Origin of the sequence: Streptococcus sp. V728, from assembly GCF_052077995.1 — a bacterium.
Taxonomy (GTDB): domain Bacteria; phylum Bacillota; class Bacilli; order Lactobacillales; family Streptococcaceae; genus Streptococcus; species Streptococcus infantis_B.
Genome location: NZ_JBQJJH010000004.1, coordinates 184052 through 209464, shown reverse-complemented (window position 1 = coordinate 209464; position 25413 = coordinate 184052). Strand labels below are relative to the sequence as shown.

At 41.0% G+C, this 25413-nt stretch carries 21 protein-coding genes; 2 read left to right on the top strand and 19 right to left on the bottom strand.

All coding sequences use genetic code 11. The features are described 5' to 3' along the window. Nucleotides 1–10 precede the first annotated feature (10 nt). The 19 genes from ACTO1Y_RS07670 to nrdR all read right to left on the bottom strand — a co-directional run bounded on the left by ACTO1Y_RS07670 (nt 11) and on the right by nrdR (nt 24209). The gene (locus tag ACTO1Y_RS07670) at nt 11–877 is read right to left on the bottom strand and encodes a carbohydrate ABC transporter permease (RefSeq protein ID WP_441348880.1); all 867 of its coding nucleotides are present in this window, start codon (nt 875–877) and stop codon (nt 11–13) included. Nucleotides 878–1114: 237 nt separating this feature from the next. Then, nucleotides 1115–2431, bottom strand: a complete 1317-nt coding sequence (locus tag ACTO1Y_RS07665) for an ABC transporter substrate-binding protein (RefSeq protein WP_441348830.1) — start codon at nt 2429–2431, stop codon at nt 1115–1117. Nucleotides 2432–2547: 116 nt separating this feature from the next. Next, on the bottom strand, nt 2548–3246 hold the full coding sequence (locus ACTO1Y_RS07660) for an N-acetylmannosamine-6-phosphate 2-epimerase (protein ID WP_006150888.1): 699 nt from the start codon (nt 3244–3246) through the stop codon (nt 2548–2550). Between the two features lie 283 nt (nt 3247–3529). Continuing rightward, complete coding sequence (locus ACTO1Y_RS07655; RefSeq protein ID WP_441348829.1) at nt 3530–7258, bottom strand: SIALI-17 repeat-containing surface protein; 3729 nt, start codon at nt 7256–7258, stop codon at nt 3530–3532. Nucleotides 7259–7597: 339 nt separating this feature from the next. Next, a complete protein-coding gene (locus tag ACTO1Y_RS07650) occupies nt 7598–8581 on the bottom strand; it encodes an acetylxylan esterase (RefSeq protein WP_441348828.1) in 984 nt (327 codons plus the stop codon). 230 nt (nt 8582–8811) lie between these two features. Continuing rightward, on the bottom strand, nt 8812–9297 hold the full coding sequence (locus ACTO1Y_RS07645; protein ID WP_006154562.1) for an acyl-CoA thioesterase: 486 nt from the start codon (nt 9295–9297) through the stop codon (nt 8812–8814). A gap of 291 nt (nt 9298–9588) precedes the next feature. Then, on the bottom strand, nt 9589–11604 hold the full coding sequence (gene recG / locus ACTO1Y_RS07640; protein ID WP_441348827.1) for an ATP-dependent DNA helicase RecG: 2016 nt from the start codon (nt 11602–11604) through the stop codon (nt 9589–9591). Between the two features lie 24 nt (nt 11605–11628). Then, the gene (gene alr / locus ACTO1Y_RS07635) at nt 11629–12732 is read right to left on the bottom strand and encodes an alanine racemase (RefSeq protein ID WP_441348826.1); all 1104 of its coding nucleotides are present in this window, start codon (nt 12730–12732) and stop codon (nt 11629–11631) included. After that, nucleotides 12722–13084, bottom strand: coding sequence for a holo-ACP synthase (gene acpS / locus ACTO1Y_RS07630; RefSeq protein ID WP_441348879.1), 363 nt, complete (start codon nt 13082–13084; stop codon nt 12722–12724). The genes alr and acpS overlap by 11 nt, the downstream gene beginning before the upstream one ends. 45 nt (nt 13085–13129) lie before the next feature. After that, nucleotides 13130–14161: a 3-deoxy-7-phosphoheptulonate synthase gene (locus ACTO1Y_RS07625; protein ID WP_441348825.1), complete on the bottom strand. Its 1032-nt coding sequence runs from the start codon at nt 14159–14161 to the stop codon at nt 13130–13132. Between the two features lies 1 nt (nt 14162). Then, nucleotides 14163–15194 carry a 3-deoxy-7-phosphoheptulonate synthase gene (locus ACTO1Y_RS07620; protein ID WP_235083440.1) on the bottom strand — a complete coding sequence of 344 codons (1032 nt, stop codon included), beginning with the start codon at nt 15192–15194 and terminating at the stop codon, nt 14163–14165. A gap of 80 nt (nt 15195–15274) precedes the next feature. Continuing rightward, complete coding sequence (gene secA / locus ACTO1Y_RS07615; protein WP_303943135.1) at nt 15275–17788, bottom strand: preprotein translocase subunit SecA; 2514 nt, start codon at nt 17786–17788, stop codon at nt 15275–15277. A gap of 179 nt (nt 17789–17967) precedes the next feature. Continuing rightward, the gene (locus ACTO1Y_RS07610; protein ID WP_441348824.1) at nt 17968–18561 is read right to left on the bottom strand and encodes a LemA family protein; all 594 of its coding nucleotides are present in this window, start codon (nt 18559–18561) and stop codon (nt 17968–17970) included. Nucleotides 18562–18600: 39 nt separating this feature from the next. After that, complete coding sequence (locus ACTO1Y_RS07605; protein ID WP_441348823.1) at nt 18601–19443, bottom strand: TPM domain-containing protein; 843 nt, start codon at nt 19441–19443, stop codon at nt 18601–18603. 191 nt (nt 19444–19634) lie between these two features. Next, nucleotides 19635–20945, bottom strand: a complete 1311-nt coding sequence (gene der, locus ACTO1Y_RS07600) for a ribosome biogenesis GTPase Der (protein WP_441348822.1) — start codon at nt 20943–20945, stop codon at nt 19635–19637. Between the two features lie 13 nt (nt 20946–20958). Beyond that, on the bottom strand, nt 20959–21672 hold the full coding sequence (locus ACTO1Y_RS07595; protein ID WP_441348821.1) for an NADPH-dependent oxidoreductase: 714 nt from the start codon (nt 21670–21672) through the stop codon (nt 20959–20961). Beyond that, nucleotides 21669–22565, bottom strand: a complete 897-nt coding sequence (dnaI, locus tag ACTO1Y_RS07590; protein WP_441348820.1) for a primosomal protein DnaI — start codon at nt 22563–22565, stop codon at nt 21669–21671. Before dnaI ends, ACTO1Y_RS07595 begins: the two co-directional genes overlap by 4 nt. Then, a complete protein-coding gene (locus ACTO1Y_RS07585) occupies nt 22566–23735 on the bottom strand; it encodes a DNA helicase (RefSeq protein WP_441348819.1) in 1170 nt (389 codons plus the stop codon). Beyond that, nucleotides 23736–24209, bottom strand: coding sequence for a transcriptional regulator NrdR (nrdR, locus tag ACTO1Y_RS07580; protein WP_004250782.1), 474 nt, complete (start codon nt 24207–24209; stop codon nt 23736–23738). 138 nt (nt 24210–24347) lie between these two features. On the opposite strand from nrdR, the gene ACTO1Y_RS07575 reads away from it, so the two are divergent. Both ACTO1Y_RS07575 and ACTO1Y_RS07570 read left to right on the top strand, forming a co-directional pair. Next, entirely contained in the window at nt 24348–24713 is a 366-nt protein-coding gene (locus tag ACTO1Y_RS07575; RefSeq protein WP_006150869.1) for a GntR family transcriptional regulator, read from the top strand. A 3-nt stretch (nt 24714–24716) separates the two neighbouring features. Beyond that, nucleotides 24717–25412 carry an ABC transporter ATP-binding protein gene (locus ACTO1Y_RS07570; protein ID WP_441348818.1) on the top strand — a complete coding sequence of 232 codons (696 nt, stop codon included), beginning with the start codon at nt 24717–24719 and terminating at the stop codon, nt 25410–25412. Nucleotide 25413 lies beyond the last annotated feature (1 nt).

Genomic DNA, 25413 nt, shown 5'->3' with positions numbered 1-25413 from the left:
CTCCTTTCTATTAATATTCTACGTCGTTTCCAAGTACTTTAAATTGAACAAAGCTGACGATAGCGATCATAACTGCCAAGAATACACCAATAGTATTGGCATAACCATACTCAGTCAATTGGAAGGCTTTCTCGTATAGGTAGTACATAAGTGTACTTGTTGAATAGTTTGGACCACCTGAAGTCAAAAGTTGAATCAAAGCGAAACACTGGAATGAGTTGATTGTTGTAATGATTGCGATATAAAGAGTTGTTGGAAGGAGGCTTGGCCATTTAATCTTCCAGAATACTTGAAATTCAGTCGCACCGTCGACACGCGCCGCCTCTACAAGTGAGTTATCAATATTACCCATTGCAGCGATGTAAAGGATGATTGGCTGACCAACTGAAGTTGTCAAAAGAATAATCATAATCGCCATCAAAGCCCAGTTTTTATCACCCAACCAAGAAATGTTTTGGCTAATGATATGACTTGACTTAAGCACAAAATTCAAAATACCTGATAGAGGATCATAAATCCATTTCCATACAACCGTTACGGCAACACTACCTGTTACAACAGGAAGGAAGAATACAAAACGATAGAAGGATCTAGCAACTGCATTTTGTTGGTAAGTTTGTGATGCCACAAATAGTGAGAAGAGTACAACGACTGGTACAGATCCGATAACTAAGATTACGGTATTAATCAAAGATTTTGTAAAGACAGGGTCTTTAAACATGCGGATGTAGTTGTCCAATCCCACAAACTCAAAGCTAGTCATCGAGTAGTTAAAGAAACTAGTGATGAATCCCATGATCATTGGAGCTAGGACAAAGACGGTAAAGAAGATTAATACTGGTGCTAAGAATGCATAAGAAACAATTGTTTCTCTCATGCGAATTTTATTGACTTTCACAGTCGGCACCTCACTTTCAAATAGTTTTTGTTTTTTTGATTGTTGTCTGACATTGATGTAAAATCAAAATGAAATTTTTTCCAAGAAAAGCCTATGTAAGAACTTCATTTTAATTTTGACCTGTCAGTTCCTTACATTTTTTAAACAAAACTCCCCCTTTTCGTACACAGATGTGCACAGGGAAAAGGGGGGATTTTACTTTTTATTTAGGGCTTATTATTTAGCTGCTTTTTTGATTGTTTCATTCGCTTTTTCAGTGAATGTTTTCAAAGCTGCAGCAGGTTCTTCGTCACCATTAGATACTGATTGAAGCATTGGGAACCATAGAGTTCTCATTTCAGCAAATCCATCGATTGTGTTGTAGTATGGAGAGTAGTATTTAGTCCAACCACTGATTGTTTCCATACGTTTGTCATCGTAAAGTTTACCAAATGAAGTACGAACTGGGAATGCTCCTGTACGAACTACGTCTTTAGGACCCCATTCTTTGTCATCTGCGATGAATTGGATGAATTTCTTAGCTGCAGCAACTTTCTTTTCATCCTTGTTGTTGAATACTGCAAATCCGTTTACAAGGTATTCAAGAGCTGGTTTACCAGAATCAGATGGGAATGGAACTTCTACCACTTCAACTTTACTTGCTTCCAATAATTTAGCTTGGATACCGTTTTGAGCTGGTGCCCAAAGGATTGTGTATGATGTTTGACCATTTGCAAAGTTTTGGATGTCTGCACCACCGTCAAATTGTGAACCGTTGTTCAACAAACCATCTTTAATCCAGCTAGTTGCTTTTTCAAGACCTTTGACGAACTTAGGATCGTCAGTTGTGTATTTAGTAACTTCTTTATCTGTTACAGAACCGCCGTAAAGGTTAGCAATGAAGGCACGTGTTCCTTGGTCTCCCCCTTGACCAGAACTGAACAATGAACCTGGAGTGTATCCTTTATCTTTAAGTGCTTTCAAGACTTTTTCAAAATCATCTGTTGTCCAACCTTCTTTAACAAGGTCAGCAACTCCTGCGTCTTCCAACATTTTCTTGTTCATAGCCATGTAGAATGGTGCAGAACTGATTGGATACATATATGCTTTGTCACCAGCTTTACTTGCTTGAATGATGTTTTCATTGTTAACATCTTTAACAAATTCATCTGTAAAGAGGTCATTCAACTCAGCTAATTTACCATTTTTACCGTAATTAATGATACGACCTGGTGCATCGAAAAGTACATCTGGAGCAGTTCCAGCTTCAATAGCTGTCGTAATTTTTTCTGGACCAGATTTGAAGTCGATTGTTTCTAGTTTAACTTTGATATCTGGATTTGCTTTTTCGAAAGCTTCGATGATAGATTTTTCATAAGTTCCTACACCGTCACCAGTTTTTTCTTGAGTAAAGACTGGGAATGCCCACCAAGTGATTTCTGTTTTTCCTGAATCACTTGCAGCATCTTTTTTAGCGTCTGATTTGCCGCAAGCAGCAAGAGATAGAACAGCAGCACCCGCAAGTACTGTACAAGCTAGTTTTCTAAATTTCATTAGTATTCTCCTAAATGATGATATGCGTATCCGAAACGGATAATGAGTATTGACAACTTTGTATACGTTTACATTTTTTTCTACGAATCAACCACTCTCCTCGTATTTTAATTATCTTATTTGAGACCTGCAACAAATCGTTCTGTTATCTCTTTTGGTCTAGTAATAGCTCCACCAACTACGATTCCTCGCACTCCGTAACCTAAGATTTGCTTGGCTTGTTCTGGTGTATGAATCTTACCTTCTGCGATAACGTCTACTCCTGCATCGCAAAGTTTCTTAATCAATTCAAAGTCTGGGCCATCCACTTTTGGACTGTAAGATGTGTAACCTGACAAGGTTGTTCCGACAAAGTCAATTCCAGCTTCAACTGCTGTAAGACCTTCTTCAAAAGTACTTGTATCAGCCATCAACAATTGATTTGGATATTTTTCTTTGACTTGACGGATAAATTCTTGAATGTCTAAACCATCATAGCGTTCTCTCTTGGTACAATCAAGAGCGATAACCTCAATGTCTAGAGCTGCTAATTCATCAACCTCTTTCATAGTAGCTGTGATGAATGGTTCCTGTGGTGGATAATCACGTTTGATAATCCCGATAATCGGAAGGTTTGTGACCTCTTTTATTTCCTTGATATCTCGAACACTATTTGCTCGGATACCGACTGCTCCACCTTGCTCAGCTGCTTTGGCTAGCAAGGGCATAACACCTCCCGCTTCTGTATAAAGCGGTTCGTGAGGAAGTGCCTGACAAGAAACGATGATTCCATCTTTAATCTGCTCAATCAAAGCTTCTTTAGTGATTTGTGGCATCTACTTTCCTCCTTTTCTTTTTCTTATGAGCCTATTATATATCATTTTTAAAGCGCTTTCAATAACTTGTGCTAGAATAGATTGAAGTTTCAAAACAATTTTATGAAACAGATTCTGCTGAAAGTAGTTTCAGAGGGGAGGCTTCCGCTTGAATCATCTTCGTTCTAACTATTCCAGCACTTTCTATGCTTTCTATAAACGAAAGAGCCTGTAACAAATCACCGTCACAGAATCTTTCAATTTCACTATTTTTTCTTAGATATCTTTAAGATTTAATAGTAGATTAATCTTCTTTTTTCTTAGCCATACCAAATAATCCTAAGAACATTCCAACAAGTCCGAGAGATACTAGAGAAGTTGAAACTTCACTTCCTGTCTCTGGTAGAGTAGGTTGTTGTGGTTGAGCTGCTGGAGCTTGATATGTCTTATCTTGCTGTGCCACTAGAGTTACAAACAGTTTTTCTTCAACCTTATATTCCGGAAGTTCATGCTTGGCTGCTTCGACTGCATTGACTCCGCCTGTGAATTCTGGAAATTCATGCTTAAGGGCTTGAACTGCATTTGCTCCACCTGCAAATTCTGGAACTTCATTGACTGCTGCTTCGACCTCATTAATTCCTCCTACGTATTCTGGAAGTTCATGCTTGAGAGCTAGAACAGAGTTGACTCCGCCTACGAACTCAGGCAATTCATTCTTAAGAGCCTCAACTGCATTCACACCACCTACGAATTCTGGAACTTCATTGACTGCTGCCTCGACTGCATTCACTCCGCCTGTGAATTCTGGAACTTCTACTGTTGGCGCTACTTCGTCACCTACTGTTCCACTAGGTTCAGTATATTCAGGGAGCTCAGCTACAGCTGCTTCGTCGCCATTGACACCTCCTTCGAATTCTGGGATTTCTACTGTTGGTGCGGCTTCATCACCTGCAGTTCCAATAGCTTCAGTGTACTCAGGAAGTTCTGTTACAGCTGCTTCGTCGCCATTGACACCACCTGTAAATTCTGGGACTTCTACTGTTGGCGCTACTTCGTCACCTACTGTTCCACTAGGTTCAGTATATTCAGGGAGCTCAGCTACAGCTGCTTCGTCGCCATTGACACCTCCTTCGAATTCTGGGATTTCTACTGTTGGTGCGGCTTCATCACCTGCAGTTCCAATAGCTTCAGTGTACTCAGGAAGTTCTGTTACAGCTGCTTCGTCGCCATTGACACCACCTGTAAATTCTGGGACTTCATGGATTGCCGGTTCGTCACCATTAAAACCATTCGTAAGTTTAGTACCTACCACAGATACTGGCAAGTTATGCATACTTTCAATTGCACCCGCTTCAATAGCTTTAACTTTTTGACCGATATCTTCAGGAGCTATTGTAAATAGGAGAGTCTTCGTATCATACTGAGTCATGAAGGTTGCAGTCTTACCATTAGCTAATTTGAGAGTTGGAGCTTGATTTACCAAGACTTCTGAATCAAATTCCATAGCAATAATGCCTGGCCATTTTTCCATAGCCGCTGTAACTTTCACTTCTTTAGAAGCAAGCCTCTCTTTAGTTAGATAATCCCAGTTGAATTTCTTGAAGGATAGAGTATAAGGATTGCCACCCGCTTCATGATGTTCATACAAGAGACCAAATTCTTTTGGTCCGATCTGTTGAAGTGAGTTATAAGCATACTCACCTTCTTGAATCAAATGATGATGCAACCAAGTCAACTCGCCATCTTCTTCTACGCGAGCCACACGAATGTAGCCATTCTTACGACCTGGTCCATTAGCATTTGCTAGAAGGATATACTCCTTGCCATCTTGAACCGTATGAGTCGCCGCCATTTGAACATAAACATCAGGTACATCATAGCGTGCTACATTGTTGTCCCATGTAATACCACCATCATTACTTGTCGCAACTTGCAAATCACCAGTCAAACCACGCATAAAGAGTTTCAACTGACCATTGTTCAATTGAACAACAGAAGATTCTGTATTTTGAGCGTAGTAATTGTTCATGTTGCTTGAATCAACTACTGTTCCATCATGAAGTGTACGGTTGTCATTGACACCGCCACCCATATGCCAAGTCTTACCATGATCATCTGAATAGATGATGCGAGATGATTGAGATCCGTTGAGGTGGTTAGTTCTGTTAGTCGTATAGACAGGGACGACAATCCGTCCTTTATGAGGTCCATTCTGGAGGGTAATTCCCACTCCAGGTCCCACACCTAAGAATTTCATCCAATCAGCTTTGACCATTGGAGTAATATCTTGTGGTGCAGACCAAGTCTTACCATCATCATCACTATAAGACATCCATAGGTAGCTGTCTTTAGCAATTCTAAATGGAGAAGTTTTATTGCTTGTAAAGTAGATATTTCCTAGTAGTTGCTCACCTTGATAAAGATCGCCTTTATCACTATAAGCAGGTTTGACAGGATTTACAACAACACGGTAATCCGTTGCCTGACCATCTGGTGTGTAGACAACACCATTTTCACGAATAGTATAGGCTCCATTTTCTCCTTCACGGTATAGAATTTGATAAGTTTTTCCATCAATTTCCTTATAGGCAACTTCTCTTTCAGAAGACATTCCGAAGATTCCTTTACCTTCTGGGAACATATCGTAAACTGAGAAGATTCGTTTAGTTTCCGTATCTTGGACTAGAACCATATCGATGTTTACTGGTGAACCAATGTTTTGATCCTTGGCTTTTGGATTGTCACGTAGATTCGTAAGAGTGATGCGATCCCCCCATGTTTGGCCCTTGTCTTCACTTCGTTTAACGACCATACCGATATCACCCCAGTCATAGTGGTGTAAGCGGCGTTCGTCAGCACCAGCAATCAAAGTTCCCTTGTCAGTCTTAAGGAGGGCTGGAATACGATAGCTATTAATACCATCTGGATTTGACTGCCCATTTTTGCCAGCTGTAAAGACATCTGTTTTTTTAGAAATTTCAGCCCCTTCTGGAAGTTCTTGTCTCAAGTCTCCTCTTTCAAATAATTGACTTCGTGTTCGAACTTCATCTTGTGTTAAGGCGCGGTCGTAGACTGTTAGATTACGGACTTGTAGGTTAGAGCCCCAAACTGTCTTGCTTCCTCGTTTAGTTGCTCCGATTTGAACGTGGTTAACATCTGGCATATCTTTGATGAATTTCCCAGATTTTAAACTTGTTCTGGACAAGACACCATTTACATATAGACGAACTCTTCCAGTAGGGACTTCAGTTGTTGGTTTTTCAACAGTAAAGGTAACTGAATTCCACTGACCTGGGCGAACCTTTAATGGTGCATCGGTGTATTTATCATAGAATTGCGCACCATTTGCATCACGACCTTCGATAAGGGCTGTATTATCAAAGACTGACATGGTGTAGTACTCATTTTCCTTGGTATCACTTGATACAGAGAAAAGATTGTAAAAACGTGGTGCCGATGCATCTGGTTTGAACTCCATATGCACTGTTGCATCTTGAAGTTTCTTCAGTTTCTCTAAGTCACTTGTCAAATCATCTCGTTGATTATTAGCTGCATTAATGACAAGGTCATTTTTTTCTACAACAGTATTAACATTTTCCAATTCTCTTGAGTAATAATCACGTGCGATAGCTTCTTGTTTCTCAGTTTCTTCTGTCTTATCCGTTTCAGCTGCTGGAGTCTCTGCTGGAGTTTCTGTAGTCGTCGCAACTTCCGTAGTCGCTGTCGTTTCTGTTGGTTTTTCAGAACCTGGGTTTGCTCGTAACTCTTCACGGTTGACTTCAGTCCCTTTATCTGTAGATGTTGCCAACTTGTCTGCAAGTTCCTTATCAAGGTTAGCAAGATTTCCTGTTTCTACTTCTTTAGGCAATTCTGGCAAAGCTTGGCCAGCTGTTTCACCATTAGTTGTTGGAGCTTCCTGAGCTAAAACTGGTGATACTCCAAAAACAACTGCTCCAATGACTACGGATGCAGCTCCCACTGTAAATTTTCGAATTCCATAGCGTTCTTTTCGATCAAATTCTCTCTGTTTCATATTTTTCCTTTCGTTTTCACAAAAATAAAGCGCTTTCTTTTTTGCTTAAAATTTTTAACTCTCCTACATCGAAAGTTAAAAGTATCAATCCCATGCTTGACCATTCCTTTTGATTTTATATGCATCTATCATTTTTCCTGCATACAAAACGATAACAGTTTATCTCCTTTCAAATTTCGTCTTATCTTTATTATATAATAAAGATGTTACTTTTTTGAGCATTGCTATATAATAGATTTCACTTTCAAATATGTTTCTAGACTTCGTAGCAATTGAAACTACTTTCTGAACTTTGTCACAAAAAGAGCCATGCTTTGACAAGGCTCATCTCACAAACTTTTACTGGCCAACATAGGTAAAGGGAATTTCACTACCACACAACCAATTATAAACTTGGTCGTTGACATGAACATTCATAGCCTCATGAGCGTATTCAGGCATAAGGCGATAACTCTTCTCACAAGTTAGACGATTGTATATAGCAAATTGAGTGATTGGGTAGCAGACGTCATCATCTAGCCCCGTAATCATGCGAACCTCACCCTTAATACGATGGGCAAAGTTTTTCACATCGATATAACCTAATGTTTCCATAATCCTCTCTTCCGTTTCATGGAAAGGATCATGAAATTTGAAATATCTAAAGAGCTCATCATAAGCTTCACTAGTATTCCCAATCTCTAACACTCGTCTAAAGTCAGACAAGAATGGATAGATGGAAACTGTACGCTTGATTTTAGGGTTCAGAGCTGCTGCAACTATGGCTAAAGCCCCACCTTGAGATGCTCCATAGCTAGATAATTGTTCTTCATCAACTCGAGGAAGACTTGCAATAATTTCCACCAACTGATAAATATCTAGATAAACATCTTTGAAGAACAATTGGTCCTTGCCCGCTACAGCTCCTCGAATAATTTGCCCTTTAACTGTATTTCCTAAAGGAGAACACATGCCATCTTGAGAATAACCAGACTGTCCTCTGACATCCATGGATACCACACCATAACCTGCTACGGTATAGGTAAGCATATCTGTCCAATCCCAACCACGGCCCATATATCCATGGAAATGGAAAATAACAGGAACCTTCTTATCTAGCTTAGGCAAAACAACTCGTGCATAAACGATTCCATTACCAGTCCCTTTAAAGGTTAGTTCGTAACACTCAACATTTGGAATATGAAAATCACGCTCCTCTAATTGATAATCTGGTAAGGCCGATAACTTTTTAATCTCTCCATCCCAAAAAGTGTCAAAATCGAGTGGTACTTCATCTCGCCCTCTATAAGTTTTCATTTCTTCTATTAATGCTGGTTTTCTCATAAAACTCTCCTTGTTTTTGTAAACGTTATCATAACTGTATCATATCTAGAAAAGCAATGCAAGAATGACCCTAAATCAGAAAGTTTTTTTAGGTTATTCTTTCATTTCAAGTTAGACTAAAAGTAGTTTCAAGCAGATTCTTTCTTAAAAATTCGTGATAGTTGTTTGAGTTTATATTACACAACTAAAAATGAGAGCAATTCCTTGCTCTCAGTTCCTTATCTATATGTTTACATGTTGTCTTTAACTGCAACGGCAACCATTTTAGCTTTTGCACGCACTTTACCTGCCACTGACATTTCCATAGAAACAATGGCTTTTCTTTCCCCTAGTTCCTCCAATGTTGAAGTAACGACAATCTCATCGTCAATTGGGGTTGGGCTAAGATAATCAACTTCTAAATGAGCTGTGATGAAGCGTCCGATAACTGTTTCGGCTGTCAATTCCAAACCCTTTTGATGATGAGCGAACCACGCAGCAGACGCTGTTCCATGACAGTCAAAAATCACAGCAATCATGCCACCAAATAGATTTGCAGGGACACCTCCTGTATACTGCTGGTCTACCTTGATACGGCTAATGCAGCTCGTGCCCTCTACACTTGGATAAGTTTTCAAATGCAATCCTAAATCATTCTTAGGTCCACAACCCCAACAGTGTTGAAATCTTTCCCCATATGTATCCTGAATTGCAACATTTCTTGTTTCTAATGTCATGTGAACTCCTTTCAGAAGTATATTGATTAGTTTTCTTCATTATAGCAACCTTTGCCACAATAGTAAATAGACTAGTCCGATAATTATTTTAATTCCTAGTCTAAGCTCACTTTATAGAGAAAAAAGAGCGATTTCGCTCTTTTCTTAGTATTTAGGAGAAGATTGAGTTTCCTTTTGAAATGTCTTTGGGCAGTTTACTTTAATGGTCATGAGAGAGTCCTCGTTTCTTTTTGATGACTCAAGTATAGATAACAATCCTAAAAGCAAACTTATATTTTTCTTAGAAAAAGCTTAATCTAAATGTTCTTTCTTTTGTAGATTTAGAGCTATCATATGCCACTCTGGATCCTCTTGCCAGTTAGGGAGGGAACTGATATAGCTAGCAACCTTACGAGCTTCCTCAAGGATTGGGAAGTCTTCGATGATATCAGCTACATGAAACTCTGGTAGACCCGACTGTTTGGTCCCAAAGATTTCTCCAGAGCCTCGCATTTTCAAATCTTCCTCCGCAAGGACAAAACCATTGGTCGTTTCTGTCATGATACGCATGCGGTCTTTCCCAGAATCAGTTTTTGGATTGGCCACTAGAACTGCGTAGGACTGCTTTTCTCCACGACCGACACGACCTCTAAGTTGATGAAGTTGACTAAGTCCAAAGCGATCGGCATCCATGATAATCATGACTGTTGCATTTGGAACATTGACCCCAACCTCGATAACCGTTGTAGAGACCAAGATATCTGTCTTTCTCTCTTTGAATTCCTGCATAATCTGGTCTTTTTCATCACTCTTCATCTTTCCATGTAAGAGGGCAACTTTTGCTTTCCCTGCAAAATGAGTCGTCAACTCTTCTGAGAGTGCAATGGCATTTTTCAAATCCAAGGCTTCAGATTCTTCAATTAAAGGAGAGATAACATAGGCTTGAGAACCTTTTTGAATCTCACCCTCCAACCAAGTCAAAACCTGTGGCAGTTGTTCATGCTTAATCCAACGTGTCACAATTGGTTTACGTCCAGCTGGCATCTGGTCAATAATGGAAACATCCATATCTCCAAAGGCTGTGATGGCTAAGGTTCGTGGAATGGGAGTTGCCGTCATCATGAGGACATCTGGATTTTCTCCTTTTTCACGTAAAATACGCCTTTGTCCGACTCCAAAACGGTGTTGCTCGTCGATGATAATCAAACCAAGTTTAGCATAGTCCACCCCATCCTGTATAAGGGCATGGGTACCGATGATTACATCAACATCACCCTTGGCAATAGTTTCCAAAACCGTACGTTTTTCTGCAGCTTTTAATGAACCTGTTAGGAGAGCTAGTTTCAAATCAGGAAAGAGACTTTCTAGACTTTCAAAATGTTGCTCTGCAAGGATCTCTGTCGGAACCATGAGGGCAGCCTGATACCCTGCCGTTACAGCAGCATACATGGCAAGACCTGCAACCACTGTCTTCCCACTACCAACATCCCCTTGTAAGAGTCGATTCATGTGATGGTCCGACTTCATATCTGATAGGATTTCTTGCAGGCTTTTTTCTTGAGCTTGAGTCAAAGCAAAAGGTAACTTTTCTTTTACTGCCCTTAGTTTTTCCTGGGACCAATTCAGAACCAATCCACTTCCATGAACCTTATTTTCAGACTTGAGGGTCTGTAATTGCATTTGGAAATAAAAGAGTTCCTCAAACTTGATTCGACGGAGGGCCTGTTTGTATTCTGCCAAATCCTTAGGGAAGTGCATGGCACGAACAGCTTGACTACGAGCCATGAGTTTGTATTTGTCTAGCAAGGACTGAGGGAGATTTTCCTCTATCAAGAGATCTAGCCCCTGATCAAAGGCGGTTTTAATGACTTTAACAAGACCTGCTTGACTAACTCCTTGCGCCAGACGATAAACAGGTTGAAGGTCGTCCTCGACTTGGGCTAAAACCTTCATACCAGTGAGACTTGCCTTGGCACGATCCCACTTGCCAAAGACTGCTAAAGTCGCTCCTAGCTCGATCTTATCTGCTAAGTAAGGTTGGTTAAAGAAGTTCACCGCAAACACAACCTCACCCTGCTTGAGGCTAAAACGCAGTCGATTGCGCTTAAAACCATAATACTGAACACTAGCTGGCGTCACTACCTGACCAGGCAGAACTGCTTTCTCACCATCTTCTAACTCTAGCACCTGCTTGGTCTTAAAATCTTCATAACGGAAAGGAAAGTAGAGCAAGAGATCTTGCAGGTTTTCAATTCCTAGTTTGGCATATTTCTCTGCTGATTTTGGTCCCACTCCAGGCAAGACATGCAAGGGTTGATGTAAATTCATGCTTCTCTCCTTTCCTTTTGTTTCTTAATAATATTCTCTCGGAACTCGATCACTGAGGAGACAAACTACCTCATAATTAATAGTTCCTCGGTAGACTGCTACATCTGTTGCAGTAATTTCTTTGTCCCCGTTTGAGCCAATCAAAGTTACCTTGGTACCTAATGGATAAAGCTTAGGCAAACGAACCGTGATTTGGTCCATGGATACGCGCCCTACGATAGGGCACAATTGTCCATCCACCAGAACTGAGAAATTCTGCATATCGCGTGTCCAACCATCCGCATAACCTATTGGCAAAGTAGCAATAACTTGCTCACTGTCTGCCTGATAGGTCGCTCCATATCCCATGCAAGCCCCAGCCTCTACTGTTTTGATATGTACAATAGCTGTTTCTAAGGTCAAGGCCGGCTTCAGTTCATAAGGCAACTCTAAAACTTGTCCGCTTGGATTGAGACCATACATAGAATCTCCCATACGAACTGCATTAAAAATCGTTTCTGCATGCCATAGAGTAGTCGCAGAGTTACTCGCATGGACTAGTTCAGGGACTTCTTGCAAGCCAGCGAGTATTTCCTTGAAACATTCTAACTGTTGCTTAAAGTAGCTGTCCGACTCTTCATCAGCAGTTGCAAAGTGGGTAAAGATTCCCTCAACATTGGCTCCATGTTCCTTGAGTAAAGCTTGAGCTTTTGCTGCCTCGCTTGCACTTCTAAAACCAATTCGCCCCATACCTGAATCAATCTTAAGGTGAACGGTTAAACCTGATAAGTCTGGCTCTGTAGTTATGAGTTTCTGGATCCATTCCAATCCTGCCACTGTTAAGGTAATGGCATACTCCTTAGCCAATGAAAGAGATTCAACCTCAGATACTCCTAAAATAAGAATCTTCTTAGAAATTCCTGCCTGACGAAGTTCAATGGCTTCATCGATATTAGAAACGCAAAAGCCGTCAACATCATCCTGAATAGCTGTTGCAACAGCTACCGCTCCGTGTCCGTAGGCATTGGCTTTTACAACTGCCCATTTGAGGGTATCTTTGGGAATGTGCGCTCCCATTTGTTGGATATTGTAGCGGATAGCTCCCAGATCGATGAGGGCTTTGGTTGGTCTATGTGGACTAGTTTTCATGATTCTCCTCCAAAATAACACTAGCTGTCACAAACTGATCTGTATGGCTAATTGATAGCCAAACTTTTCCTGAAAACGGGGATTTGCTGAAGTAGGGAGCTCCCTTCTCATCGTTCAAGACTTCCAAATCCTGAAAGCCTAGCTTCCCAATTCCCGTTCCCATAGCCTTTGAGAAAGCCTCTTTAGCTGACCAACGACCAGCCAAATACTCGACCTGTCTGCGACCTTTGAGACTGGCAAAGCGCTCCATTTCCTTGTCTGTCAAGACACGCTGAGCAAAACCTTCCCTTTTTTCAACTGCATTTTGTATTGATGCTAATTCTTCGATATCGATTCCGTGTCCAACTATCATTTTCATCAAAAGGAGTTGAGGTTCCCCCAACTCCATCCTTTTCACTTATTTTGTTAAGGTAGAATAGATTTCTTCTACTAGAGCTACTGTGTTTTCCCAGCCCAAACATGGGTCTGTAATGGAACGTCCAAAGATTTCTGGCTGGTTTTGACGACCATCTGCTAAGTAGGATTCAATCATGAAGCCTCGAGCTACCTTTTTAATCTTCTCATTCCAGTCACGGTTGAGAAGAGTTTGGCGAACAATTCGAACTTGCTCCATATACTGTTTCCCTGAATTATCATGGTTGGTATCAATCATGATAAAGGGATTTTCGAGCCCCATTGACTCGTAACGTCCAATAGCATCTAGAAGAGTTTCATAGTAGAAGTTAGGTTCATTTTTCCCGTATTCATTCAAAGCACCTCGAAGGATGACGTGGGCCAAGGGATTTCCTGAAGTTTCAACTTCTTGGCCGTGAAAGAGAAAGGTTTGTTTGTTTTGTGCAGCATAGATGGCATTAAACATCACAGATAGGTTTCCAGAGGTTGGGTTTTTCATCCCTACTGGTGCGTCAATTCCCGAAGCTACAAAACGGTGTTCTTGGTCTTCTACTGAACGCGCACCCACTGCATGATAGCTCACCAAATCATCAACTAAGACCAGATTGGCCGGATACAGCATTTCATCCGCTGTGGTCAATCCAGTTTCTGTAATCACTCGATAATGAAGTTGACGAACAGCCTGCAAACCATTAATCAAGCTTGGAGCCTTCGAAGTATCTGGCTGATGAACCAAGCCCTTGTAGCCATCTCCATTGGTTCGTGGCTTTGCAGTATATACACGCATAACCATGAAAATCTTATCGGCCACTTTTTTCTGCAAGTCTGCCAAACGACGAGCATACTCAAGCACTGCTTCTTCATTATCAGACGAACAAGGCCCAATGACCAACAAGATGCGGTCATCCTTTCCTGAAAGGATGTCTGCTAGTTCCTGGTCACGACTTTCCTTATGTTGCAATGCTTCTGCAGATAGCTGTGTTTCCGCCTTAATCGCTTTAATATCGATTTCTTGCCCCTTCTCGATAAATGCCATATTATTCTCCTAGTCTTTGGTAGATTTCACGAACAAGAGCTTCAGTATTTTCCCATCCAAGACATGGATCAGTGATAGATTTTCCAAAGACCTCTGGTTCATTTTGACGACCGTCTTCTAGATAAGACTCAATCATGAAGCCACGAACATGTTTTTTAATCTTTTCATTCCAGTCGCGGTTAATCAAAGTTTGACGTACGATACGAATCTGATCCATATACTGCTTGCCTGAGTTGTCATGGTTAGTATCAATGATGATAAATGGATTTTCAAGTCCCATCTTTTCATACTGGGCAATAGTATCCATTAAATTATCGTAGTAATAGTTCGGAATGTTTTTCCCGTATTCATTGAGGGCACCACGGAGAATGGCATGAGATAGAGGGTTCCCTGTAGTTTCAACTTCTTTCCCTAGGAAAAGGAAACTTTGTTTATTTTGCGCTGCATAAATACCGTTGAACATCACATTGAGATTTCCTGATGTTGGATTTTTAAATCCTGTTGGGAAATCTGCTCCACTGGCTACAAAACGGTGTTGTTGATCTTCAACCGAACGAGCTCCAACTGCCATGTAAGAAATCAAGTCATCGACCAAAGGAAGATTCTCTGGATATAACATCTCATCTGCTGTTGTCATACCTGTTTCAGAAATAACACGGTAGTGCAGGTGGCGAACTGCCTTGATCCCATTGATGAGGCTAGGTGCTTCTTTGGCATTTGGCTGGTGAATCAATCCCTTATAGCCATCACCATTAGTACGTGGTTTAGCAGTGTAGACACGCATGACCATAAAGACCCGGTCTTTGACTTCTTCTTGCAGCTTTGCCAAACGCTTAGCATACTCGAGAACTGCTTCTTCATTGTCAGATGAACAAGGACCAATCACCAACAAAATACGCTGATCTTCACCACGAATAATCGCTTCAAGCTCTTGATCGCGTTGCTGTTTATTGGCCAGCGCTTGTCCTTCTAATTTAGACAAACTACGAACTTCTTCAATATTAATTTTAGGGCTTTTCGCTGTAAATACCATTATTCATCTCCTTATAAAGCAAACGGACGCCAAGCGAAAATTCACTTTTCACTAGGCATCCGCCTGAAAATTAGTCGTTCTTAACGTTGTTTACCGTGACAGTTTTTAAATTTCTTACCAGATCCACATGGGCACAAGTCATTACGTTTTACTTGGCTGAGGTCCAAATCAGCTGGAAGACTTGTTTGTTGCGCAGCGATATTGCGAGTTGCTGTCGTACTGATATGGTGTTCTGTTTGTGGGCGTTCTTGTTCATGAATCTGTGCTTTCATCATCAAGCGAGTCACATCAAACTCAATCGAACCAATCATATCGTTAAACATACGGAAGCCTTCTGCTTGATACTCTACAACAGGGTTGTTCTGAGCATAGCCACGAAGACCAACAGCGTTTCTCAACTGATCAAGAGCATCGATATGGTCTGTCCATTTGTTGTCAACTACACGTAGAATCAAGACTTTTTGGAATTCTTTCACAGCTTCTTCGTCACGAAGCTTCGCAACTTGGCTATCGTAGACTTTCAATGCACGTTGGTAAAGTTCATCCTTGATAGCTTGATCTGATAACCCCTCTAGGTCTGAAAGTGAAATTGAATCTTCTGGAAGCAAATTGTACTTCGCAAAGTTCAAGATTGCTTCGAGTTTTTCATCTTGTTTAGAACGAGCATGGCCATCGACAATTCGTCCAATCGTACGGCGAATCATAGCGTGAATTTCAGGAGCCAAGTCACGATCTGCAGTGATGACATCATAACGTTGTGCGTAGATAATCTCACGTTGTTCACGCATGACATCGTCATATTGAAGGACTTGTTTACGAGTATCGTAGTTATTTCCTTCAACACGTTTTTGCGCTGCTTCAACCTGACGTGTCAACATACGAGATTCAATGGCTTCGTCAGACATATTGAGACGTTCAAAGACACCCTTCAAGCGTTCTGAACCGAAACGTTTCATCAAATCGTCTTCGAGTGACAAATAGAATTGTGATTCACCTGGGTCACCTTGACGACCTGAACGTCCACGAAGCTGGTTATCGATACGACGGCTCTCGTGACGTTCTGTACCAATGACACAAAGTCCTCCAAGTTCACGAACACCTTCGCCAAGTTTAATATCGGTACCACGACCGGCCATGTTGGTTGCGATAGTCACCGCACCACGTTGACCAGCATTCATGATGATTTGCGCTTCTCTATAGTGGTTCTTGGCATTCAATACTTCGTGTGGTACGCCTGCTTCAACCAATTTCTTAGAAAGAAAATCACTGGTTTCAACGGCAACAGTACCTACCAATACTGGTTGACCTTTTTGGTAACGCGCCTTAACATCTTCAACGACAGCCTTAAATTTTGCATCGAGGCTAGCGTAGAGAAGGTCTGAATGGTCGATACGTTGGATTGGACGGTTAGTAGGAATTGGAATAACACGGATGTTGTAGATTTCGCGGAATTCCTCTTCTTCTGTTTTACCAGTACCAGTCATACCTGCCAATTTTTTATACATACGGAAAAGGTTTTGGTAGGTAATCGATGCAGATGTCTTGGTTTCATCTTGAATTGGGACACCTTCTTTAGCTTCAATCGCTTGGTGCAACCCATCAGAGTATCGACGGCCTTCCATGGTACGACCTGTAAATTGATCGACAATCAAGATTTCTTGCTCTTCGCTCACCACATAGTCGATATCAAGAATCATGATGTAGTTGGCACGAAGGGCATTATCGATAAAGTGAGTCAAAGCTACATTTTCGATATCATAGAGGTTTTCTAGCTTGAAGTATTCTTCAGCCTTATCAATACCTGAATCAGACAAACCGATTGTCTTAGACTGAATATCGATAATGTAGTCATCCTTATCCAAAGACTTCACAAAATGGTCCGCCATATGGTAGAGTTGACTCGTTTCAACGGCATTTGCTCCTGAAACGATCAATGGTGTACGAGCTTCGTCGATCAAGATAGAGTCAACCTCATCGACCAAGGCATAGTTAAGTGGACGTTGAACCATGTTCTCTGCACGTACAACCATGTTGTCACGAAGGTAGTCAAAACCAATCTCTGAGTTAGTTGAGTAAGTAATATCACAGAGATAGGCTTCTTTTTTCTCCATTGGAGATTTTGCAGCTAGGTTAATCCCAACTGACAAACCAAGCCATGAGTACAACTCACCCATCTCAGTCGCGTCACGTTCTGTAAGGTATTCGTTGACGGTAACTACGTGTACACCTTTACCTGAAAGAGCATTTAGGTAAACAGGCATTGTCGCTGTCAAGGTTTTCCCTTCCCCTGTACGCATTTCTGGAACGTCACCGTGGTGAAGAACGATACCACCCATAACCTGAACCTTGTATGGGAAGAGTCCAAGAACACGCTTAGCTCCCTCACGTACAACCGCAAAGGCTTCGTACAAGAGTTGATCAAGCGTTTCACCATTTTGATAACGTTGCTTAAATTCTTCTGTCTTAGCTTGCAACTGCTCATCTGTCAAAGCAGCCATTTCATCTTCGTATTTGAGGACTTTATCAGCCATCTTTTCTAAGCGGCGGAGTTCCCCTTTATCATTTTCGATGATTGTTTTTAATAAATTTGCCATTTTTTTCCTTACTTTAAATTCTGAATATTTTAGAATGTTCTTTTTATTGTAGCATATTTGCCCAGCTTTTTCAAGAAAGAATCCGTGTTTATACAAGCTAAAAAAGGCTCATTTAGAGCCTTTTTTTGTAAATGTTCAAACTATTGCTAATCATTGATTTTCTTTTAGAAATTTCAAGCCTATTCTTTAGTTGTAGAAGTGCTAAAATCAACCTTTGGAGCTGTCTTGGCTTCTTCGCTTTCTTTAAAGGTTTCTGCCTCTTTAAAGTTCATCATGTTAGCGAAAAGAACTGTTGGGAAGCTTCTTAATTTTTGATTGTATTCTGTTGCAGCTTGGTTGTAATCCTTGCGAGCTACAAAGATACGATTTTCACTTCCGGCCAACTCCGTCATGAGTTGTTCAACGTTTTGATTGCTCTTCAATTCTGGATAGTTTTCTGTTAGCGAAATCAAACGTGAGATAGCCGAGCTCAACTCTCCTTGAGCTTCTTGGTTCTCTTTTGAAGTCACTGATCCGGTTCCAATTTTTGCTCGTGCTTCTGCGATTTGGGTAAAGACTTCTGTCTCATGATTCATCTGTCCCTTTACAGATTCTACCAAATTCCCTATCAAGTCTGAACGACGTTGAAGGGCTGTCGCTACATCTGCCTGTGCTTGCTCGACTTTGGTTTGTTCGGAGACAAGTCCGTTATAAGTGCCTACTACTGAGCATCCACCTAGCAAGAGAATAGCCAGTAAAATACTTAATACATAAATAATTCCTTTATTTTTCATTTCTTAAACCTACTTATTTCTTTAAATTACATACGAACATTACCAATCATCGGATGAGCCTCCGCCATCGAAGCCTCCGCCGTCCCAGCTACTAGAGGAGTCTGATCCTGAGTCGGACCAAGATGACCCTGAGTCGGAAGAGTCACTAAACCACCAGCCGCCGTCAGAGGAGTCTCCCCCTCCGCCACCTCTACCTCTGATAATGGCAATAATGACTCCAACGAAATATATTACCGTCAGGAACATAAAGAAATCTTTTATGGGGTCATTTTTTTGACGGCGGTTTGATGAACTAGTTCTATCTCGATTAGATTTTTTCCCACTGATACTTTCGGAATAACGTTTGATATCAGAGGAGTCATCATCAGACGAGAAGGTCCCAGTTCCTCTATAAAACTGATTGTCCAAACCTTTGGCAATCGCTAGAATTCCTTTACTATAGTCACCAGTTTTAAAATCTGTACGGCTGGCTGCCAAGATCTGCTTGGTTTGATAGTCTGTTATTCTAATGGCGGTGTTATTACTGGTTTCAATTCTTGATTTACGGTCTTGAACGGCTACTACAATGAGACTTCCAAAATTATCGCCTGAATAGCCAATCTTCCAAGCCCTAGCGGTTTCATTTGCTACCGTTTCAATGCTTTCACCTTCCAAACTGTCTACGATATAGACACCTATTTGGAGCTTTTCTGCCTTTTGACTATTGGCTTCATTCAAATCACGAATCTGAGTAACTACTTCCTCTGTCAAATAATGATTTGGGTCATAGATACCGTAGTCTGGTTTCTCAGGTGCAGTGAAGGCTGATAGGAAGAAAAACGCCATCAGCAATCCAAGTAGACGCACCAAGAATGGATTCTTTAACAATCTATCTTTTTTCATAATAACCTCCTTATGCAAGGAAAATTGTTTAGAGCATTATAGCATTTTGAATCTTACAAAGAAAGTACGTTTCCATTACAAAACCGTGACAAGGACCAGGAAAACATGTTAATTTGATGACAAATTTAGATTTACGCTCTTGGTATCATCTACAAAAAAGAAGGTCTGAAAACCTTCTTCTTTTTATCATTTTATTTTCGTTTTCTTGCGATCAGATGAATCGGTGTTCCTTCAAAGACGAAGGCCTTGCGGATTTGATTTTCCAAGAAACGCAAGTAAGAGAAGTGCATGAGCTCTTCTTCGTTGACAAAAATCACAAAGGTCGGCGGTTTAGTCGCCACTTGAGTCGCATAGAAGATCTTGAGGCGTTTCCCTTTATCAGTCGGTGTTGGGTTGATGGCGATAGCATCCATGATGACATCATTCAAGACTGCTGATGGGATACGAGTGTTTTGACTCTCACTAATTTGCTTAATCATCTGAGGTAGTTTGTGGAGACGTTGCTTGGTCAAAGCCGAAACAAAGATAATCGGAGCGTAAGGCAGGTATTGGAACTGCTCGCGAATATCCTCTTCCCAGTTTTTCATGGTGTGGTTATCTTTTTCAAGAGTATCCCACTTATTGACTACGATAATCATCCCTTTACCAGCTTCGTGGGCAAATCCAGCGATACGCTTATCATACTCACGGATGCCTTCTTCGGCATTGAGCACCATCAAGACTACATCTGAACGGTCAATGGCACGCATAGCACGCATAACTGAGTATTTCTCAGTATTTTCATAGACTTTACCAGACTTACGCATACCAGCCGTATCAATCATGATAAATTCTTGGCCATCTGCATCTGTAAAATGGGTATCAATGGCGTCACGAGTTGTACCAGCTACGGGACTAGCAATCACACGATCTTCTCCTAAAATGGCATTGATCAAGCTAGATTTTCCGACATTTGGACGTCCAATTAAGCTGAATTTAATGACATCCGGATTTTCTTCTTCGACTTCATGTGGGAGATTTTCCACGATAGCATCCAGTACATCCCCTGTCCCAATACCGTGTACAGACGAGATTGGTAGAGGTTCGCCCAAGCCAAGAGCGTAGAAATCATAGATATCATTTCGCATCTCAGGATTGTCAACCTTGTTGACTGCGAGGATAACAGGTTTATGTGTCTTATAGAGTTTACGAGCTACGTATTCGTCTGCATCTGTGATTCCTTCTTTTCCAGAAACGACAAAGACGATGACGTCTGCCTCTTCCATGGCAATCTCTGCCTGGTGCTTGATTTGTTCCATAAATGGAGCATCAACATCGTCAATCCCTCCAGTATCAATCATACTAAAAGAACGATTGAGCCATTCACCAGTCGCATAGATACGGTCTCGTGTTACTCCTTCAATATCTTCGACGATTGAGATGCGTTCCCCTGCAATACGGTTAAACAGGGTTGATTTCCCAACATTGGGACGTCCTACAATGGCAACAGTTGGTAAGGCCATGTTTTCTCACTTTCTACAATAAGTTCTTTTGTTCAAGATTTTCTCTAGTTGAGCTTGGTTCAGGCTGACCGAATTGCTCCGCAAGACGCTGACTCCAAGTGGTAGTCGCACGCGCTCCTGCGTATTCAGTCTGCACACGGTCATAGGCTTCAATAGCCTCAGTTGTTTGTTCTTGGTATTCTTCCTCAAAAACAACATTATCGAGTGGCAATCTTGGTTTTACATCATGCTTTTGATTTGGCACACCTAGTGCAATCCCAAAAACTGGATAGGTGTAGTCAGGTAGCTTGAACAATTCTGCTAATTCAACAGATTTGTAACGCACTAAACCGATAATCACTCCACCATAGCCAAGGCTTTCTGCCGCAAGCAAGGTGTTTTGCCCAGCTAATGCAGCATCTACTGAAGTGATGAGGAGCCCTTCAACTCCTTGAGGTTGGAAAGTATCTGTATGGAGACGAGCTCCTTTTTCTGCACGGTTTAAATCACCCACAAAGAGGAGAAAGGCAGCAGACTGACGAATCGCTTCTTGAGGAACAAGCTCATACAAAGCTTCTTTCTTTTCTTGACTTCTGACTACAATCACAGAATACGATTGGAAATTTTTCCAAGAAGAAGCCATTTGGGCAGCTGATAAAATCTCATTCAAGTCCTCTTGAGGAATCACTTCTTCTTTAAATCTGCGAACCGAGGTATGAGATTTCATTAAGGTGATTGTTTCACTCATCGGCGATTTTCTCCTTCTAGTCGTGTTTCCTCTGCTAAGTAACGGATACGCTCCATCACACGTCTAGCTTCCCAGGTTTCATCATTTCCGTTCTTTCCTTTAGCAAAATGTTTTTCCAAATCTTCAAAATTGAAATTTGAAGTAAAGAAGGTCGGTAAATCTTCTTGCATACGATATTGAAGAATCACTTGTAAGACTTCATCTCGTACCCAAGGTGTTGATTGCTCAGCACCAATATCATCAAAAATCAAAACTTCAGCTTGCTTGATTTCATCCACCAAACTCTTTACATTACCATCACCGATAGCATTTTTAACGTCAATGACAAAGCTTGGATAGTGAAGAAGGGTAGATGAGACGCCACGTTTTTCTGACAAATCATGGGCTAGGGCAGCCACCATAAAACTCTTCCCAACTCCAAAGTCTCCATAGAGATAGAGACCTTTACGGTTGTCTGGATAATCATTAACAAATTTAATCATTCTATTTAGAACAGTTAAACGAGCAACATCATCACGATAAACATCTAAAAAACTGACATTTTTCAGGCTAGATGGCAAATTAATTAAGTTAAGACGCTTCTTAATCGCCGCTTCCTTCTCAGCCGCAATTAGTTCTGGAGTTTCCTCATAGGATACATCCGCGTAACCATGATTCATGACTAAAATTGGCTTATAACCTCGAGCAATATAGTCGGTATCTCCGCGAAGAAACTTATCACGTTCGGTGATGTATTGGTTAAATTTAGAGATACTACGATTCAATTCCTCTTGACTGAGAGATTCCTTCTGGATAAAAGCCGCAACATCTGGATCTTTTACAATCTGCTGGACCAAGTCCTGGTATTGAAAACGACTAGGATGACCTTTAAGTACATCTCCTACACTTTCCATCTATTCCCCTCCATTATCTAATTTTGCTAACAATTCTAGAGTTTGGCGTTCCATTTCTTCCAACTCCTCAGCTGATGACGTATTTTTATATTCTGGATTACTCCATTTTGGGACATTACTTTTGGCTTGGCTTGTTTTCGCTGATTTTTGTTCTTGCCCCTTTTGATTCTTCTCTCTGATGCGAAGGACAGCTTCTTCAGCAGTTCTGATCTTGTTATAAGAGTAATCATTGGCCACTTTCATGGCATATTTTTCATTGAGGTTAGCAGAATCAACCTTATTGAAGGTCAAGAGTATAACAATGTTGATAACCTCATCAAGCAAGCCCAAATCTGCCATCTGTTTTAACAAATCACGTTCAGATTGGATAATCCCTGCATTTCGGGTTTGTTTGATTCCCGCCAAAAATTGTAAAGCTGTTTTACTTTTAGCTTCTCTGATAATGGCTGCTTCTTGGGGACTAAAGTCCGATGAAACAGACTTTTGAGCTAATTTTTCACGCATACGCTTGACAGAAATAACTTGCGAAACAGCTGTTGCTTTGGCTAGCTGATAGGTTTCAAACCAGGTCCATTTTTTCTCGTCAGCTATTTTAAACAGTTCTAAGACATCTGTCTGTTCATCTTGGAAACGGAGGCCGTCTCTCGCCATAAGTTGACGGAAATGTTCCAAATCAAAATCATTTGGAAAATTAGCTTTTCCGAGTGTTTCCTCAGTGTCAGCCATATCATCTATCTCTGGAAAGACCTGACTCAAAGGAACGGTCAAAGCTTCTCCCTCCGCAGACTCTTGGCGCAAATCAGAAACTGCTGGCTCACCGATTTTTTTCTCCAATAAGGTACGATAAACCGTATGACGCAAGAAATCCGAGCTAGAAAGCGTTGGATGAATAGCAAGTTTATAGGCATCTCCATTTTGGTAAAGAGTGACCAAGTTGAAGGCTGATAAGATTTTAAAAGCTTTTAAGAGCCTATCCATCCCGAAATTGAGATGATTGAGAATAGCAGCAAAAAGATGTTCCTTTTGCCCATTATCCCAAAAGGCTAGGGTGTAAAGGTAAAGACTCAGCGCATCCTGACCGATAATCGGGAGGTAGCACTGCACCAGAGATGTGGGATCTTGCGACACCCGATTATTCTTTAGAAAAGAAAAACGATCATTAGGCTTCATTTATTTTTCCTTTTTCTTCTTTGAAGATTGCGTAATTTGTTTGAGAAGGTTCTCGAGCTCACTCACGTCTTTAAAACTACGATAGACACTAGCGAAACGAACATATGTGATTTCGTCAAGTTCTGCTAGCTCTTCCATGACGAGAGAACCAATATCTTCACTTTGAATTTCATTATCATTGCGACTGAGGAGTTTTTGTTCAATACGATTGACGACCATGCCAATCTCATCACTGGACACCGGACGTTTTTGAGCTGAACGGATAATCCCGTTAAAGATTTTATCTCTTGAGAACTGCTCTCGTGTGCCATCCTTTTTGACTACAACTAGCGTTCTTTCTTCTACACGTTCATAGGTCGTAAAACGATGTTGGCATTCTTCGCACTCACGTCTTCTTCTAATCGTATTTCCTTCTTCAGCCTGACGGCTATCGATAACACTTGATTTAGTAGCGCCACATTTTGGACAACGCATGCCTTCCCCTCCTTGTCGTTTTCTTTTCATTATACCATTTTTTGAGCAATTCCCAAAATAATTCTCCTTTTGGCTTGACAAGTTTTTTGTTTAGTTGTACTATTTAATTAACACAAGAAAAATAGAAGGGAGACCGTGATGTCCTGGACATTTGATAACAACAAACCCATTTATTTGCAGATTATGGACAAAATCAAACTGCAAATTATTTCCCACAAACTTGAGCCTAGTCAACAACTACCAACTGTTAGAGAATTAGCAAGTGAAGCTGGTGTCAATCCAAACACCATCCAACGCGCCCTATCAGACCTGGAAAGAGAAGGCTTTGTATACAGCAAGCGGACTGCTGGCCGCTTTGTCACAGAGGACTTGGACTTGATTTTCCAATCCCGCAAACAACTATCCGAAGAACAACTGCAACAGTTTGTCACAGCCATGGTAGAATTTGGCTATGAAAAAGAAGAACTACCTACTGTTTTGAGAGATTATATTGAAGGAGTTTAGACTATGACCTTATTAGAATTTGAAAATGTTTCAAAATCCTATGGACAAAATCCTGCCCTAAAAAATGTTTCCTTTGAAATCCCAGCTGGTAAGATTGTTGGTCTCCTTGGCCCAAATGGTTCTGGAAAGACAACCTTGATTAAGTTGATTAATGGCTTGCTCCAACCTGATGAAGGACGTATTCTTATCAACAATACAGAGCCTAGTCCCGAAACAAAAGCCATTGTGTCTTATCTACCTGACACGACCTACCTTAACGAGCAAATGAAAGTCAAAGAAGCTCTTACCTTCTTCAAAACCTTCTACAAGGATTTCAATCTTGATCGTGCTCAACACTTACTTCGTGACCTGGGTATCGACGAAAACAGTCGCCTTAAAAAGCTCTCCAAAGGGAACAAAGAGAAGGTCCAATTGATTCTTGTCATGAGTCGTGATGCTCGCTTATATGTCCTTGACGAGCCCATCGGAGGAGTCGACCCTGCAGCCCGTGACTATATCTTGAACACCATCATCAACAGCTACTCCCCAACTTCGACTGTCTTGATTTCAACTCATTTGATTTCAGACATCGAGCCAATCTTGGATGAGATTATTTTCCTCAAGGATGGAAAAATCGTCCGTCAAGGAAATGTAGATGATATTCGCCACGAATCTGGAGAGTCTATCGATCAACTCTTCCGTCACGAATTCAAAGCTTAGG